Genomic DNA, 15,741 nt, shown 5'->3' on the forward strand with positions numbered 1-15,741 from the left:
GTGGGTGCCAGCGGCCATCAGCGCGCTCCCGGCGCTGGCGACGACGGCGACGACGGCGCGGGCGCACTACCCGCCGGCGGCGCCGAGGCGCGGGCGCCGGCGGACCAGTCACGGTGGCGGCGTTCGCCCTGCTGCGCACCGGCTGCGACGTCGCCCGGGGCGCTGCCGGCGGAAGCGCCTGCGGCGTCGCCTTCGCTACGGCGGTGGCGGCGCTCGCCTGGCGCCGCGCCCGTCGCGCCCTCGCCGGTGGCGCCGCCCGCCGCCCCCTGGCCCGTCCCCTGCGGACCTGCCGCACCGGCACCGGCACCTGCACCTGCACCTGCACCTGCACCGGCAGCACCAGCACCAGCGCCGCCGCCCTGCCCGTCACGCTTGCCGCGCCGGCGGCCCTCGCCGCCCGCGCCCGCGCCCGGCTTGTCGCCCGGCAGTGTGACCCTGGCGCCGTCCTTCAGGCGGTCCGCGCCTTCCGTGATGACCTGCTCGCCCGCCTTCAGGCCGCTGCGGATCTCCACCTTGTCCACCGTGGCCTGGCCGCGCGTGACCGGCCGCGTGTTGACGGTCTTGTCGCTGTTGAGCACATAGACGAAATCGCCCTTGCTGCCATGGCGCAGCGCGGTCACCGGCACCATCACGGCATCCTTGATGGTGCGCAGCTCCAGGCGCACGTTGACGAACTGGCTGGGGAACAGCGTGTTGCCGGCGTTGGCGAAGCGCGCCTTGGCCTTGATGGTGCCGGTTTGCGTGTCGACCTGGTTGTCCAGCGCGTAGAAGCGCCCGCTGTCGAGCGTCACGGCGCGGGTGCGGTCCAGCGCCACGGCCGGCAGCGGCGCGCCGGCGTTCACGCCTGCCATCACCATCGGCCCCTGGTCCTGCGGCACCGAAAATTCCACGTCGATCGGCGAAAGCTGGGTGATGACGGCGATGCCGGCCGCGTCGCCGGAGCTGACCAGGTTGCCGACGTCGACCACCCGCAGGCCGACCCGCCCGCTGATCGGCGCCACCACCTTGGTGTAGCCCAGGTTCAGGCGCGCCGCGCCTTCGTTGGCGCGGTCGGTCATGACGGTGCCTTCCAGTTGCTTGACCTGCGCGGCCTGGGTGTCGACGTCCTGGCGCGCGATGGAGTCCTGCGCCAGCAGGGTGCGGTAGCGCTCCAGCGTCAGCCTGGCGTTTTCCAGCTGCGCCTCGTCGCGCTGGCGCTGGCCGCTGGCCTGCATCAGCGCCAGCTCGAACTGGCGCGCGTCGATCTGGGCCAGTACCTGGCCGGCCTTGACCATCTGGCCTTCCTTGAACAGCACTTTCTGCAGGATGCCGGACACTTGCGGGCGCACCGTGGTGGTGGCGGCCGCCGTGACGGTGCCCAGCGCGTCCAGCACCACCGGGATATCGGCCTTGTCGGCCGTGGCCACGCCCACCGTGGTGGCCGCGCCACCGCGCCGCCCGCCGCCACCTCCTCCGCCGCCCGGGCCGCCGGGGCCGCCGGGGCCACCCGGCGCGCCGGGGCCGGCCTGGGCGCCCTGGCCGGCGGCGGGGTGGGTCAGGTGCCAGGCCAGCCCGCCCAGGCCGGCCATGGCGGCCACCGCCAGCACGCCGCCGATCAGTTGCGCGCGGCGGCTGCGCTTGGGGGTGGCGGGAGAAGTGGTGCTGGGTGGTGTGGGCGACGTCATCGCTGTGGTCCTTGTTCTTTTTGCGGGGCGCGCGGCAGGCGCCGGGAGATGAATCGACTCTAGCACAAGGAAATTTCGGCTACGTGTCGGTTTGAAACAATTCACGGCCTGCCGGCAGGCAGTTTCCAACATGCAAGCCAGAGTGCCTGCAACGGCGGGGCGGCCGCTGGTTACATGCGCTCGCCCTCCGATACAAAGCTGCTACAAAATTGTGGTGACCGGCGCCCGCCAGGCTCCGTAAAATGGGGCATGAGCGAACATATCCTGATTATCGAGGACGATCCGCGCCTGAGCGAGATGCTGTCCGAATACCTGACCACGGCCAAGTTCGAGGTCACCGCCCACACCCGCGCCAAGCCGGCGCTGGCCTGGCTGGCGGCCAACCAGGCCGACGCCGTGATCCTGGACCTGATGCTGCCCGACATGGACGGCCTGGAAGTGTGCCGCCAGCTGCGCGCGCGCTCCAACATCCCGGTGGTGATGCTGACCGCGCGCGGCGACGCGATCGACCGCATTATCGGCCTGGAGCTGGGCGCGGACGACTACCTGCCCAAGCCTTTCGAGCCGCGCGAGCTGCTGGCGCGCCTGCGCGCGGTGCTGCGCCGCGGCGGCGAGGCGCAGCGCGCGGCCAACGAGGTGCTGCGCTTCGGGCGCCTGGAGATCGAGCCGGGCGCGTACGGCGCGCGGCTGGACGGCAAGCCCTGCGAGCTGACCGCCTGCCAGTTCGACGTGCTGCTGATGCTGGCCCGGAATGCGGGACGGGTGCTGTCGCGCGAGGCGCTGATGGAGGCCACCAGCAGCGGCCAGGCCGAGGCCTTCGACCGCTCGATCGACGTGCACATGTCGCGCATCCGCGCCGCCGTGGAGGACGATCCCAAGCATCCGCGCCGCATCATCACGGTGCGCGGGGCGGGCTATCTGTTCGCCAAGGACCAGGACTGATGCCACGCCTGTATTTCCGCTTCTATGCCGCGCTGCTGGCCAGCCTGGCGCTGCTGACCCTGGCCGTGGTGCTGCTGTGGCAGTGGGCCGGGGCGCCGGTGGAGCTGTCGGACCGCACCCTGGGCACCCTGCTGCGGAATGCTTTGCCGCCCGCCGAGGCGCCGCCCGAGCAGCAGCAGGCCGCGCTGGATCGTATGACGCGCGGGCTGCGCACCGACATCACGCTGTTCAGCAAGGACTGGCAGCGGCTGGCCTACGTGGGCCAGCCGCTGGAGCGCCTGGACCGGCGCATGCTGCGCCAGCAGCGCATGGAAAGGATGGAGCGCATGGGGCGCATGCAGGACGGCGGGCACGAGGGCCTGCCGCGCGGCGAACGGGGCGGCCAGGGCGGGGCCGATGCGGGGCGCGCCGCGACCGGCGGCAGTGCGCCCCGCCCTGCGGCCGCCGGCGGCGCGTTGCCGGCGGCCGATGGCGCGGTGCCGGCGAACGATGGCGCCGCGCCGGCGGCCGCACAGGACCTGGAAGCCGGGCAGCGCGCCGGACCGCTGGACCGCGCGCGGCGCTGGGCGCGCGGCGACGATGACCTGGACCGTCCGCTGCGCATGCGCCGCTTCCAGATGCGCCTGGAGGACGGCCGCCACATCGTGTCCACGACACCGCTGCGCCAGGCGCCTTCGCGCATGCGGCTGCACACCATCCTGATCGGGCTGGCCGTCCTCATCGCCATTGCCGCCTACCCGGTGGTGCGGCGCGTGACGCGGCGCCTGGAGCAGCTGCAGCAGGGCGTGGAGTCGCTGGGCGCGGGCAATCTGGCGGCGCGGGTGGAGGTCAGGGGCAGCGACGAGGTGGCGGCGCTGGCGGCCAGTTTCAACCGCTCGGCCGACCAGATCGAGGCCCTGGTGGGCGCACACAAGACCATGCTGGCGAATGCCTCGCACGAGCTGCGCACGCCGCTGGCGCGCATCCGGCTGGCGCTGGAGCTGACCAAGGACAATGTGGATCCGAAGCGCCGCGCGGGCCTGGAACAGGACATCGCGGAGCTGGACCAGCTGATCGACGAGATCCTGCTGGCCAGCCGCCTGGACGCGGCGGGCGAGCCCACCGAGCACGCGCTGCTGGACCTGCTGCCGCTGGCGGCCGAGGAGTGCGCGCGCTACGAGGAGGCGGACCTGGACGGGGAGTCGCTGACGGTGCGCGGCGATGCGCGCCTGCTGCGGCGCCTGCTGCGCAACCTGCTGGAGAACGCGCGCCGCCACGGCGTGCCGCCCACCACGGTCAGGCTGCGCCGCAGCGGCGCGGGCGCGGCGGCCTGCGCGGAGATCGTGGTGCAGGATGCGGGGCCCGGGGTGCGCAGGGACGAGTTTGACAAGGTGTTCGAGCCGTTTTACCGCAGCAGCAATGCGCGCGACAGCGTGGGCTCGGGGCTGGGGCTGGCGCTGGTGCGGCAGATCGCGCGCCGCCACGGCGGCGAGGCGCGCTGCACCGACCTGCACACGGGACGCAGCGCGTTCGTGGTGACGCTGCCGCTGGCGGAGGGGGAGTAGCGGTTTTGTGGCGGCGCGGGCGGCGGCGGGTTACGCACCTGCGGTGCTAACCCGCCCTACGTTTCCCACGTTACCGACGTTACCGACGTTACCGACGTTACCAACGTTAGCGCCAGCCGCGCTCCTTGGCGGCTTGTTCGGCTTGGGCGTCGAGGGCGGGACCGGCGATGCGGGCGTCGATGGCTTCCAGCACGGCGGCGGGCATGGCACTGCCAGCCTGGCGGTAGGCGCCGCCCTGGCTTTTTTCGGCTTCGGCCAGCACGGCCAGTTTCCATTGCTCGCCGCTGCGGCAGGCCAGCCCGGCGGAGGCGCCGGCGATGAAGCTGCGGCACAGCGCGCCGTCCGCCGCCGCGAAGGTGACGCCGATGCGAACCGCACCATTGTCGGGCGACGCGCCCGCGCCGGCCAGCTGCGTGCTGAGCGCCTCGGCGAGCCGGCCTTGCGCGACAGGGGCGCCGTCTGCGCCGAGCGCCACCGCAGCCCCCGCCCCTGTGCCTGCGCCAGCCAGCGACGCGCCGCCGTTGTTGCCGCCGGCGCCGCCTTGGCCGGCCTGGCTTCCGCCGCCGCCCAGCACCAGGCTGCCCACCAGCACGCCCACCGACAGGGAGGCGGCGATCGCGCCCCACTCCTGCCACGCCCAGCGGCGCCGGGTTGCGCTGCGGGTCTCGCTGCGGGCCGCGCGCGCCGCACCCAGGTCGCTCACCTTGTCCGGCATGGCGGCAGCCAGCAGCGCGGGGGGCACCGCTTCGTCGGCGATGGGGGCGAAGGCGGCGAAGACGTCCGCGCGCAGGGCCTGGTGCTGCGCCACGCGCGCGGCCAGCGCCGGGTCGCCGCGCATGGCGCGTTCGACCTCGCTGCGTGCAGGCTCGGCCAGCTCGCCGTCCGCGTAGGCCATCAGGGTGTCGTCGGTAAAACTCATCGTGCAGTCCTCGCAGTATCGGATAACAGTTCTTGCAGCGCCGCGCGGGCGCGCCCCAGGCGGCTGGTCAGCGTGCCCATGGGGATGTCGAGCACCTCGGCGGCTTCCTTGTACGGCATGCCGTCCACCAGCACCAGCGCCACCACGATGCGGTGCTCGTCGGACAGCAGGCTGACGGCCTTCTGGATCGCCATGCGCTGCTGCTGCGCCTGCGCGCCCTCGTCGCCCACGTGCTCGCCCGCTTCCTCGGGGGCGAAGATGCGGTCGCGCCGCATGCGCGCGCGCACCTCGTCTATCCATGCGTTCTTCATGATCCGGAACAGCCAGCTGTCCAGCCGCGTGCCGGCTTCCCACTGCGCGCTGCGGCTCAGCGCGCGCTCGACGGCGATCTGTACGAGGTCGTCCGCATCTTCCCGGTGATAGGTAATGGTGCGGGCAAAACGCCGCAGGCGCGGCAGCAAGGCGGCTATGTCGGTATTAATCGATGGCATGGATATCAGGTAAACGACGCGGCGAGGGATTTTAATCCCTGTCCCGTTCGTTTAACCAAAAGAAGGTGCGATTCCTTATACTATCATCCGACCATCATCCGACTATCATGCCTATCCGTCTCCTGATTTCCGCGCTGGCCTGCGCGCTGTGCGCCGGCGCCGCCCATGCCCAATTGCGCTTGCCGCAATTGCAACTTCCTCAATTGCCGCAGCTACCGCAGGTGCAGGAGGTGCAGCAACCGCTGCGCGACGCCGGCCGGCGCTTGCTGGACCGCGCCGACCCCGGCGACTTGGGCGCCTTGCGCCTGGACCGGGTGGGGGGCTTGCTGAAGCAGCACGGCGCCGTGCTGGAGCCGGATCCGCGCGGGGAACCGGTGGTGCGGGGGGAGGTCCTGGCCTGGTCGCCCAGCGCGCAGGGGCTGGCGGCGGCGCGGACGGTGGGGCTGGCGGTGCACAGCGAGCAGGTGATGGACGGCGGCGAGCGCATGGTGGTGCTGCGTGTGACCGACGGCCGGAGCACAGCCGCCGCGCTGGAGAGCCTGCGCGCGCTGGATCCGGACGGCGCCTACGATTTCAACCATGTTTATACCGGCAGCGGCGCGGCGCCCGGCGGCAGGCAGCATGCGACAGGCGGCAGCCCGCCAGGGCCGGCGGGGGCTGGCGCGGACGCGGGTGCGGGTGCGGGTGCGGGTGCGGGTGCGGGTGCGGGTGCCAGGGTAGGCCTGGTGGATGGCGGCATCGAGCGCGGGCACGATGTGTTCGGCGACGCATCCATCGTGCGCTGGGGCTGCGACGGCGCGGCCCATCCCAGCCCGCACGGCACGGCGGTGGCGGCACTGATGGTAGGACGGTCCGCCCGCTTCAAAGGCGTGGCGCCGCAAGCGGCCTTGTACGCGGCGGATATCTATTGCGACACCCCCACCGGCGGCTCGGCCGCCCGCGTGGCCGCCGCGCTGGGATGGTTGGCACGCGAGCAGGTGGCGGTGGTCAATCTCAGCCTGGTCGGCCCGCCGAACCAGATACTGGAACGCGTGGTGGCGGGCATGGTCAAGCGCGGCCACGTGCTGGTGGCGGCAGTGGGCAACGACGGGCCCGCTGCGCCGCCGCTGTATCCGGCCAGCTATCCTGGCGTGGTGGGTGTGAGCGGCGTGGACAAGCGCGGCCGCCCGCTGCCCGAGGCGGCGCGTGGACCGCAGGTGATGTTTGCTGCGCCGGGCAGCCAGATGGTGAGCGCGGCGATGGGCCGTCCGCCTTACCGCGTGGTGCGCGGCACTTCCTTTGCCGCGCCCATCGTGGCCGCGCTGCTGGCAGGCGCCCTGCCCCGCCCCTCCCCGGCCGCCGCACGGGAGGCCTTGGCGGCGCTGGCCAGACAGGCGGCCGGCGGCGTGGCCGGCACGCGAAACAGCGAGACCGGCTACGGCGTGCTGGGCGCGGATTTCCGCACCGATCCGTCGGCATTTCAATAAATTTCAAAAATATTTTCAAGGCCAGGGATTAAACGGCTGAGCAGGGACGTTTTCCTATCAACGGCGGCAGACAGTCTGCGGCCAACGACAAGGAGAACATCATGAAGACCAACACCATCGCAAAACAACTGATCATCGCCCTGTCCGTCGGCGTGGCTTGCTCGGCGCAGGCGCAATTACTGGGCCGTGGCGGCCCGGTGGGCGGCATGATAGGCGGTGCGGGCAGCTTCGGCGGACAATTGAGCGGCATGGGCAGCATGAACGGGGGCGGCATGAACACGGCCGGCAACCGCGCTTCGCTGCTGGAGACGACGCGTTCGGCCACCGGCGCCGTTGACGCCCGCAATGCGGCCAGCGGTGCGGCCAGCGCGGCGTCCGGTACGGCAAACGGTGCGGCGATCGGTGCGGCGATCGGTGCAGCGAGCGGTGCGGCAAACGGTACGGCGAACGGTGCGGCGACCGGTGCGGCGAACGGTGCGATAAACCGTGCGGCAAACGGTGCCGCCAGCGGCGAGGCCGGCGGCAACGGGGCCGGCAGCCTGGCCGGGAAGCTGACGGAGTCGCAGCCAGCCGGTGTGCCGGCTGCGGGCGGTGCGGCGGCAGGACAGAAGCCGGGCTTCTTCAGCAGCCTGTTCGGATCGAAATCCGCTGCGGCCGATGGCCAGGCGGCTGGCAGCGCCAATGGCGGCGGCTCGCTGGCCGGCAGCCTCGCGCCGGCGACGGCGGCCACCGCTGCCCAGCCTGCACAAGGCGCGAGCAACGCTGCGCCAAATGCGGCCGTCAATAAAGGCGGCAGCGGCAGCGGCAGCGGCAGTGGCAGCGGCATTGGCAGTGGCAGTGGCAGCGGCAGCGGCATTGGCAGTGGCAGTGGCAGTGGCAGTGGCAGTGGCAGTGGCAGTGGCATTGGCAGCGGCAGCGGCATTGGCAGTGGCAGTGGCATTGGCATCGGCACTGGTAGCGGCAGCGGCAGCGTTGGCGCCTCGGCGGACGTGGATGGCAGCGGCGGCGGCGTGTTGGCGGGCAACGCGGCACAGGCGGCACGCGACACGGCGGCCCCTTTGCGCGATGCCGCGAAAGGGCAGGCAGGCAGCACCCGCGCCTATGCGCAGTCCAGCACTGCGACGGCTTCCGGCGCGGCAAAAGGAAGCAAGCAGGCGGCAGCCAGCGGTGCACGAGCCGCAGCGGGCGGAGTTTCCGCTCAGCCGCCGGTGAACTTGAATGGTTCCGCCAGTGGCAGCGGCTCCGCAAGTGGCAGCGGCTCCGCAAATGGCGGCGGCTCGGCCAACAACAGCGGCTCGGCAGGCGGGCGCGAAACGTCCGATGCTAGCGCCAAGCCGATGTAAAGCCAGTTCAGAACGGCTCCCAGTCGGTATAGACGCGCAGTGCGCGGCGGTCGATGTAGGGCCATTCGTCGGCCGCCGGCAGGGGCTTTTGTGAGTTGAATATCGCTGGCAGTTCGGGTTGGGGCTGCGCAGGCGGGCAGTAGGCGCGGGGCGCTTCGGGCAGCGGCGGCTGCTCTTTCGCTGCGCGCTCAAGGGCGCGGCGCAGCGCGTAGGCGCTCTTGGCGCGGATCTCGCCGGGGAAGCGGACCGTGATATCGGTCCAGGCGTTACGCACGTATCCCGAAGCTTCCTTTGCGAACCGGTTCGGCGAGGTGGGTTCGCCATGGAAGAGCAGCCTGTCGCCGACGACGTAGGCGTAGGCAGAGTCTCCGCCCTGGCACGTGACGCTGAGGCGGGTGCCTTCGGGCAGGAACAGCGTTTTCCATTGGTAGCCCTGGGGTGCCGGGCCCAGGCCGTCATCTTCCAGCTGCATGCGGGCAAGCCATTGCCGGATGGCTTCGTCGGCTGCCGCAGATGCATCCAGTTTGCTGCCGGTGTTGCGCAGAAAGTCCAGCAGATGGTACAGGGTGTCGGTTGGCAGTTGAATGCCCGTGCAGGACAACATACTGAAATCCCTCCTGAAAAGTACTGAAATCTACTGAAAGGTACTGAAACATCACAGCAGTTAGACCTCAACAAGCGGCTTTGGTTCAGTAAGATTTCCAGGGTGATTTCAGTAGATTTCAGTACCTTTCAGGAGATTTCAGTACCAATTTCAGTACGCTGTCCTGCAGGGAGCCGAATCAGCAACAGGCCACCCACATGCCCACGGTATCGCCGTCCGCATCGATGCGGATCCCGTCAAAGCGGAAGCCCAGTTTGCGGACGACGGCAATGGATGCCCCGTTCTCGGGAAGAATTTCGGCAAGCACCTCGCGCACGCCGTTGGCAAACGCCAGGTCCAGCAAGGCCCGCACCGCACCGGCCGCAGCGCCCTGCCGGCGATGCACCGGCGCGATGCCGTAAGCGGCTTCCACGTGGCCATCCGCTGGCTCGCCCTTGAAACCGCAACCGCCCACAAGCTCGCCATCCTCCCGCACAACCAGAAAGGTCGCGCACCAAAACGCCGAGCCGCCCTGCGCAATACGGTCCAGCGCGCGCTGCGCCACAAACGCAGGCGGCAAAGCGCCCGGCTGCGCGCGCCCATCCATGCCCGCCGGGACGCGCGAGGCCGCCAAATCGGCCAGTTCGCGCAGCGCCAGCGGCCGCAGGGAAAACCGCGAAGGCAGCGCCGCCGGCACCGCCTCCGTCAAGGCGACTCGCACAAGCAATGAGTGACCGCCGTGAACGGCTTGCGCTTGTCCGCCACCTCCGACAGCCAGCTCAATTCCTGCGCAGCTTCAGCCGCTGCGCCCAGCGGCATGCCGGTCGGCGCCAGCGTGGCCTTGACGTAAGGCGCAACAGCCTGCGCCGCCGCATGCGCCGCCGAGCCGCCGAAGAACCCGATGAGGCGGTCAAACTTCGACACTTCCCGCTCGATGTAGGCCACGCGGTAATCGCTGCCCAGTTTGGCGCGGTCGGCGGCCGACTTCAGCGCGTCGCCGTACGTGCCAACGCGGTCAACCAGGCCGCGCTCCTTGGCCTGCACGCCGGTCCACACGCGGCCCTGCGCCACCTCGTTGATCTTCTCCGGCGTGGTCTTGCGCGCCGCAGCAGCCTTGGTGGTGAACTCCGAATAAATGTGGTTGATACTGCCCTGGATGATCTGGCCGAAGCGCGGATCCAATGGACGCAAGGGGTTGGCCGCGTCGGCCAGCCAGGTGGTGGTCACGCCGGCCGTATGGATGCCCAGCTTGTCGATCACCTTGTCCGCGCGCGGCAGCAGCGCGAACACGCCGATGGAGCCGGTAATGGTGTTCGGCTCGGCGATCACCTCGTCCGACGCCATCGAAATCCAGTACCCGCCCGACGCGGCCACGTCGCCCATGGACACCACCACCGGCTTGCCGGCCGCGCGCGTCAGCTCCAGCTCGCGGCGGATCAGCTCCGAGCCGAAGGCGCTGCCGCCCGGCGAATTCACGCGCAGCACAATGGCCTTGATGCTGTCGTCCTCGCGCGCCATGCGGATCAGGTTGGAGGTCGACAGGCCGCCGATGGAGCCGGCCGGCGCCACGCCGTCGCTGATGTCGCCCACCGCCATCACAACGCCCACCGCGTCGCCCAGCACCTTCGGATGCACGCGCGACAGATAGTCCTCATAGCTCACCTGGCGGAAGGACTTGCCCTGCGCATCCTTCTCGCCGCGCTCCATCATCAGCTTGCGGATCTCGTCGCGCGTCTTCAGGCCGTCCACCAGCTTGGCGTCCAGCGTCACCTTGGCCAGGTCGCCATTGGCCGCCGCCACCAGTTCCGGCAGCGCGTTGATGTTCTTCATGATGTGGCCCTGCGGCAGCTTGCGCGCCTTCTCCACTTCATCGGTGTAGCTGGACCACAGCGCATTGTTCAAATAAGCCTCGGCCTCGGTGGCCGCCTCGGACGGGCCGTTGGCGATATACGGCTCGGCGAAGCTCTTGTAGGTGCCCACCTTGAGCAGGTTCACCGTCACGCCGATCTTGTCGAGCGCGTCGCGGTAGTAGTTGCGGTGGCGGCCGAAGCCTTCCAGCAGCACCGCGCCCATGGGGTGCACATACACTTCGCTGGCATGCGACGCCACCAGGTACTGGCGCTGGCTGTAGCTCGAACCCCAGGCCACCACTTTCTTGCCGCTGGCCTTGAAGCGCTCGATGGCGCCGGCCACTTCGCGCAGGCTGGCCTGGCCGCCGCCTTCCAGCTCGTCCATCAGCAGCACGGCGCCGGCGATCTGCGGGTCCTTGGCGGCTGTGTCGAGCACGTTGCGCACATCGCGCAGCTGCACCGTGCGGCGCACTTCGCCGCCCATCAGGTTGGCTTTCACCGCGTCGCGCACGCCGGCGCTGCCCTGCTCCACCAGCTCGCCCTTCAGGTCCAGCACCAGCATGGTCTTGGCGCCGAGCGGCTTGGGGCCGCCGCCGAAGAAGGCGATGGCGATGATGACCAGCACGATCAGGAACAGCAGGTTCAAAATGGCGCGGCGGCCGAAGTCCAGCGCGCGCCAGATATAGCCGAGACCGCTGCCTATGCGGGAAACAATAGATCGTGACATGGATGCTCCTTGAATAATTTAAATCTGACAACACTGTAAGCGAAATCGGCCGGTTTTGCCCATGAAAATGCTTACGACGCCCTTAGGACGCCTTAGGACGCCGGCAGCGCCCGGCCGGCCCGCGCCGGCGCCGAGATCAGGAACAGGCCGCCCATCACCAGCAGGCCGTTGACGATCAGCAGCTCCAGGCCCAGCTGGTAGCTGCCGAACAGCCAGGCCTGGTTGCGGTCGACCAGCCAGCACAGCAGCGGCCCGGCCAGCACCACCAGCGGCACCCAGCGGTCGCGCACGGTGCGCCGCGTGAGGATGCCGAAGGCGAACAGGCCCAGCAGCGGCCCGTAGGTGTAGCCGGCCAGCTTCAGGATCACGCCTATCATGCTGGCGCTGTCGATCCACTTGAACACCATCACCAGCGCCAGGAACAGCGCGCAAAAGCCCAGGTGCACGCGGTGGCGCAGCCGGGTGCGGGCGCGCTCGTCCAGCCCGGGCCGGCGCTGCAGGCCCAGGATGTCGATGCAGAACGAGGACGTCAGCGCGGTGATGGCGCCGTCCGCGCTGGGGAACAGCGCCGACACCAGCGCGATAAAGAAAATCAGCTGGATGGCGGCCGGCATGTGGCCCATCACCACGGCCGGGAACAGCTTGTCGCCGGCCGCGCTCACCCCGGCCAGCGGCGCGTACAGGTGCAGCAGTCCGCCCAGGAACAGGAACAGCGTGAGCACGCCCACCAGGATCACGGTCAGCGCCACCATGTTCTTCTGCGAATTGCCCAGCGTGCTCACCGAGATATTCTTCTGCATCATCTCCTGGTCCATGCCGGTCATGGCAATGGTGATGGCCATGCCGGCGGCGACCTGCTTCCAGAAGTAGGCGGGGCTGTCCACGTCCAGCGTCAGGACCCGCGCCAGGCCGTGCCCGCGCATGGCCGCCAGGCTGTCGAGCAGGCCCAGGTCCATCTGCTGCAGCAGCCAGGCCACGCAGACCACCAGGCCCAGCAGCATGCCGGTGGTCTGCAGGGTGTCGGTCCAGACGATGGTCTTCACGCCGCCCTCGTAGGTGTAGAGCAGTATCATCAGCAGGATCACCACGCTGGTGGCCCAGAACGGCACGCCCAGGCTGTCGAGGATGGTGGCCTGCAGGATGTTGACCACCAGATACAGGCGCGCGGTGGCGCCCAGGGTGCGCGACAGGATGAAGAACGCCGCCCCGCTCTGGTAGGCACGGCGGCCCAGGCGCACGTCCAGGTAGTGGTAGATCGAGGTCAGCCTGAGCCGGTAGTACAGCGGCAGCAGCACGAAGGCCACCGCGAGATAGCCCAGCGTGTAGCCCAGCACGATCTGCAGGTAGCCGAAGCCGTCGCGCCCCACCGCCCCAGGCACGCTGATGAAGGTCACCCCGCTCAGGGTGGTGCCCACCATGCCGAAGGCCACCAGCATCCAGTTGCTGTTCTTGTTGCCGATGAAAAAACTGTCGTTGTTGGCGTTGCGCGCGGTCAGCCAGGCCACGCCCAGCAGCAAGGCAAAATACGCAAGCACGACACTAAACAGGGCAAGGGGCGACATGGGCAGTCCGATCGGAAAAATATTTCGCCAGCAATATACACCCGATCCGGCGCGCCCTGGTCTAGAATCCCTTTGCCCCTCCATCACCCAGAGTTATCGCATGTACTCAGCAGAAACGATCGCCTACGCCCGGGAACAGGAAGCCCTGGTCCGGCCCCTGGAATACCGCGTGCACCAGCAGCAGGACAGCCGCAGCGACGGCCGCGAAGATGCCATGCGCGATTACGCGCGGGTGCTGTATGCGGCCTCCTTCCGCCGCCTGCAGGGCAAGATGCAGCTGCTGGGGGTGGACGCCAACCAGTCCAACCGCAACCGCCTCACGCACAGCCTGGAAGTGGCGCAGATCGCGCGCTCGATCGCCGCCGACATGGGGCTGGAGCGCAGCGTGGTGTCGGAAACCTGCGCGCTGGCGCACGACATCGGCAACCCGCCGTTCGGCCACTACGGCGAGAAAATCCTGGACGGCCTGTGCAGCGAACACGGCGGCTTCGAAGGCAATGCGCAGGCGTTCCGCATCCTGCGCACCTTGGAAAAGCGCCACTACGGCTACGCCGGCCTGAACCTGACGGTGCGCACCCTGTTCGGCATCACCAAATACTTCCACACCCGCCGCGCCAACCCGCGCAAATTCCTGTACGACGAGGACCACGCCTTCCTGTCGGCCGAGCTGGCCCGCCACGGCATCACGGCGCGCAAGAGCATCGACGCGCAGATCATGGACCTGTCCGACGAGATCGCCTACGCCGCGCACGACGTGGAGGACGCGCTCAGCTTCGGCATCATCACCGTGGGCGAGATCGCGCACGAGTTCAAGATCAGCGCCGCCTACGCGGGCGCCTACCCGCTGTTTTCCGCCATCGCCGAGCGCGCCCACAACGAAGCGCTCAAATGCGAGCAGCAAGCCTCGTCCGAGGAATACTCCATCGTGCTGCGCAAGGAACTCACGTCCGAGATCGTGCACACCCTGTGCCGCGACCTGGCCGTGGTGGACGGCCAGCTGGGCTACCGCAGCGCCGAGCTGCTGGCCAAGGGCCTGAAAAGCCTGCTGTGGAAAGCGATATTGCGCAAGAAGGACGTGCAGCTGTACGAAAAGCGCGGCGAGAAAATCATCCGCGGCCTGTTCGAAGTGCTGACCGACAAGCAATACAACAAGGACAACATCCTGCTGCCGCCCGAGCTGCGCTGCCTGAAGGACAGCCGCGAGCGCCTGGTGATCGACTACATCGCCGGCATGATGGACTCCTACGCGGCCCAGGAATACCAGCGCTACTTCGGCCCCGGCAGCCTGGACGCCATTTACCGGCGCGGCTGACGCAGCCCGGCAGCCCGGCAGCCCGGCAGCCCGGCAGCCCGGCAGCGCGGCAGCGCGACCTAGTGCGCCGCCGCGCGCGCCGTGCGCGCCGCGCGTGCATCACGCGGCGCCCCGGCGTCCACGGCGCGGGGGTGCAGGCGGTCCAGGCGGCCGCTGAGCGCGGTCAGGCCCAGCGCGCCCAGCACCACCAGCGCGCCGATCCAGCCCGTGTGCACCAGGCCCAGGTGCGCGACGATCAGGCCGCCGCCCCAGGCGCCGCCCGCGATGCCCAGGTTGAAGGCCGCAATGTTCAGGCCGGACGCCACGTCCACCGCGCGCGGCGCATAATGTTCCGCCTGCTGCACCACGTACACCTGCAAGCCCGCCACGTTGCCGAAGGCCACCGCGCCCCACAGCAGCACGGTCGCCACCACCAGCAAGGGATGGGCGGCAGTGAAGGTCAGCGCCAGCAGCACGGCGGCCAGGCCGGCGAAAATGATCTTCAGCGCGCGCACCGGGCCGCGCCGGTCGGCCAGCCTGCCGCCCCAGATATTGCCCACCGCAACGGAGACGCCATACACCAGCATCACCAGGCCCACCGCGTTCTCGCCAAAGCCCGCCACGCCCTGCAAAATCGGCGCCAGATAGGTGAAGGCGATGAAGGAGCCGCCATAGCCGACCGCTGTCATGGCGTACACCAGCAGCAGCCGCGGCTGCCCCAGCACCCGCAGTTGCTGCATCAGCGAGGCCGGCGCGCCGTGCTGGATGGACTTGGGCACGAACAGCAGGCTGCCGGCAAAGGCCAGCACGCCCAGCGCCGACACGGCCAGGAAGGTGGCGCGCCAGCCGAAGTGCTGGCCGATGAAGGTGCCCAGCGGCACGCCGGTCACCAGCGCCACCGTCAGGCCGGTAAACATGATGGCAATCGCCGACGCCGCCTTGTCCCTGGGCACCAGCGAAGTCGCGATGGTCGAGCCGATCGAGAAAAATACGCCGTGCGCCAGGCCGGTGAGCACCCGCGCCAGCACCAAAGAGGCATAACCGGGCGCCAGCCAGGCCATCAGGTTACCGGCGGTGAACAGCACCATCAGCGACAGCAGCAGGGTCTTGCGCGGCAGCTTGCCGGTCAGCGCGGTGAGCACCGGCGCGCCCACCGCCACGCCCAGCGCGTACAAGCTCACCAGCAAGCCTGCCGAGGGCAGGTCCACGCCCAGGTCGGCGGCAATGGTGGGCAGCAGGCCGACAATGACAAACTCGGTGGTCCCGATGGCAAACGCGCTGATGGTCAGCGCCAGCAAGGCAATAGGCATGGCATAACTCCTGTAAAGTAGATGCCGTGCAGTATCGGCGCATTCATTG

General features: G+C 69.5%; 13 protein-coding genes. 5 read left to right on the top strand and 8 right to left on the bottom strand.

The window, feature by feature from the left end:
• Positions 1-17: 17 nt before the first annotated feature.
• On the bottom strand, positions 18-1,664 hold the full coding sequence (locus ASC94_RS16935; protein WP_082616594.1) for an efflux RND transporter periplasmic adaptor subunit: 1,647 nt from the start codon (positions 1,662-1,664) through the stop codon (positions 18-20).
• Between the two features lie 249 nt (positions 1,665-1,913).
• Between ASC94_RS16935 and ASC94_RS16940 the strand changes: the two genes are divergently transcribed.
• Both ASC94_RS16940 and ASC94_RS16945 read left to right on the top strand, forming a co-directional pair.
• Positions 1,914-2,606 carry a response regulator transcription factor gene (locus ASC94_RS16940; RefSeq protein WP_056397158.1) on the top strand — a complete coding sequence of 231 codons (693 nt, stop codon included), beginning with the start codon at positions 1,914-1,916 and terminating at the stop codon, positions 2,604-2,606.
• Complete coding sequence (locus ASC94_RS16945; RefSeq protein ID WP_056397161.1) at positions 2,606-4,150, top strand: HAMP domain-containing sensor histidine kinase; 1,545 nt, start codon at positions 2,606-2,608, stop codon at positions 4,148-4,150. The genes ASC94_RS16940 and ASC94_RS16945 overlap by 1 nt, the downstream gene beginning before the upstream one ends.
• A gap of 106 nt (positions 4,151-4,256) precedes the next feature.
• On the opposite strand, the gene ASC94_RS16950 is transcribed toward ASC94_RS16945, so the two are convergent.
• A complete protein-coding gene (locus ASC94_RS16950; RefSeq protein ID WP_056397164.1) occupies positions 4,257-5,069 on the bottom strand; it encodes an anti-sigma factor in 813 nt (270 codons plus the stop codon).
• Entirely contained in the window at positions 5,066-5,560 is a 495-nt protein-coding gene (locus tag ASC94_RS16955; protein WP_056397166.1) for an RNA polymerase sigma factor, read from the bottom strand. Before ASC94_RS16955 ends, ASC94_RS16950 begins: the two co-directional genes overlap by 4 nt.
• A 107-nt stretch (positions 5,561-5,667) precedes the next feature.
• Between ASC94_RS16955 and ASC94_RS16960 the strand changes: the two genes are divergently transcribed.
• Together ASC94_RS16960 and ASC94_RS32695 are read left to right on the top strand one after the other, a co-directional pair.
• On the top strand, positions 5,668-7,026 hold the full coding sequence (locus ASC94_RS16960) for a S8 family serine peptidase (protein ID WP_157201478.1): 1,359 nt from the start codon (positions 5,668-5,670) through the stop codon (positions 7,024-7,026).
• 101 nt (positions 7,027-7,127) lie between these two features.
• Positions 7,128-8,369, top strand: a complete 1,242-nt coding sequence (locus tag ASC94_RS32695) for a hypothetical protein (RefSeq protein WP_056397169.1) — start codon at positions 7,128-7,130, stop codon at positions 8,367-8,369.
• 7 nt (positions 8,370-8,376) lie between these two features.
• On the opposite strand, the gene ASC94_RS16970 is transcribed toward ASC94_RS32695, so the two are convergent.
• From ASC94_RS16970 to ASC94_RS16985, 4 genes are all read right to left on the bottom strand, one after another.
• Complete coding sequence (locus tag ASC94_RS16970; protein WP_056397173.1) at positions 8,377-8,973, bottom strand: hypothetical protein; 597 nt, start codon at positions 8,971-8,973, stop codon at positions 8,377-8,379.
• Positions 8,974-9,151: 178 nt separating this feature from the next.
• Positions 9,152-9,661: a GNAT family N-acetyltransferase gene (locus ASC94_RS16975; protein ID WP_056397176.1), complete on the bottom strand. Its 510-nt coding sequence runs from the start codon at positions 9,659-9,661 to the stop codon at positions 9,152-9,154.
• A complete protein-coding gene (gene sppA, locus ASC94_RS16980; RefSeq protein WP_056397178.1) occupies positions 9,658-11,529 on the bottom strand; it encodes a signal peptide peptidase SppA in 1,872 nt (623 codons plus the stop codon). The genes ASC94_RS16975 and sppA overlap by 4 nt, the downstream gene beginning before the upstream one ends.
• A gap of 92 nt (positions 11,530-11,621) precedes the next feature.
• Positions 11,622-13,091, bottom strand: coding sequence for a sodium:solute symporter (locus ASC94_RS16985; RefSeq protein ID WP_056397181.1), 1,470 nt, complete (start codon positions 13,089-13,091; stop codon positions 11,622-11,624).
• Positions 13,092-13,191: 100 nt separating this feature from the next.
• On the opposite strand from ASC94_RS16985, the gene dgt reads away from it, so the two are divergent.
• On the top strand, positions 13,192-14,403 hold the full coding sequence (gene dgt, locus ASC94_RS16990) for a dGTP triphosphohydrolase (protein ID WP_056397184.1): 1,212 nt from the start codon (positions 13,192-13,194) through the stop codon (positions 14,401-14,403).
• A gap of 59 nt (positions 14,404-14,462) precedes the next feature.
• On the opposite strand, the gene ASC94_RS16995 is transcribed toward dgt, so the two are convergent.
• A complete protein-coding gene (locus ASC94_RS16995) occupies positions 14,463-15,692 on the bottom strand; it encodes an MFS transporter (RefSeq protein WP_056397187.1) in 1,230 nt (409 codons plus the stop codon).
• Positions 15,693-15,741 lie beyond the last annotated feature (49 nt).

It is taken from the genome of Massilia sp. Root418, assembly GCF_001425265.1.
Classification (GTDB): Bacteria; Pseudomonadota; Gammaproteobacteria; order Burkholderiales; family Burkholderiaceae_D; genus Rugamonas.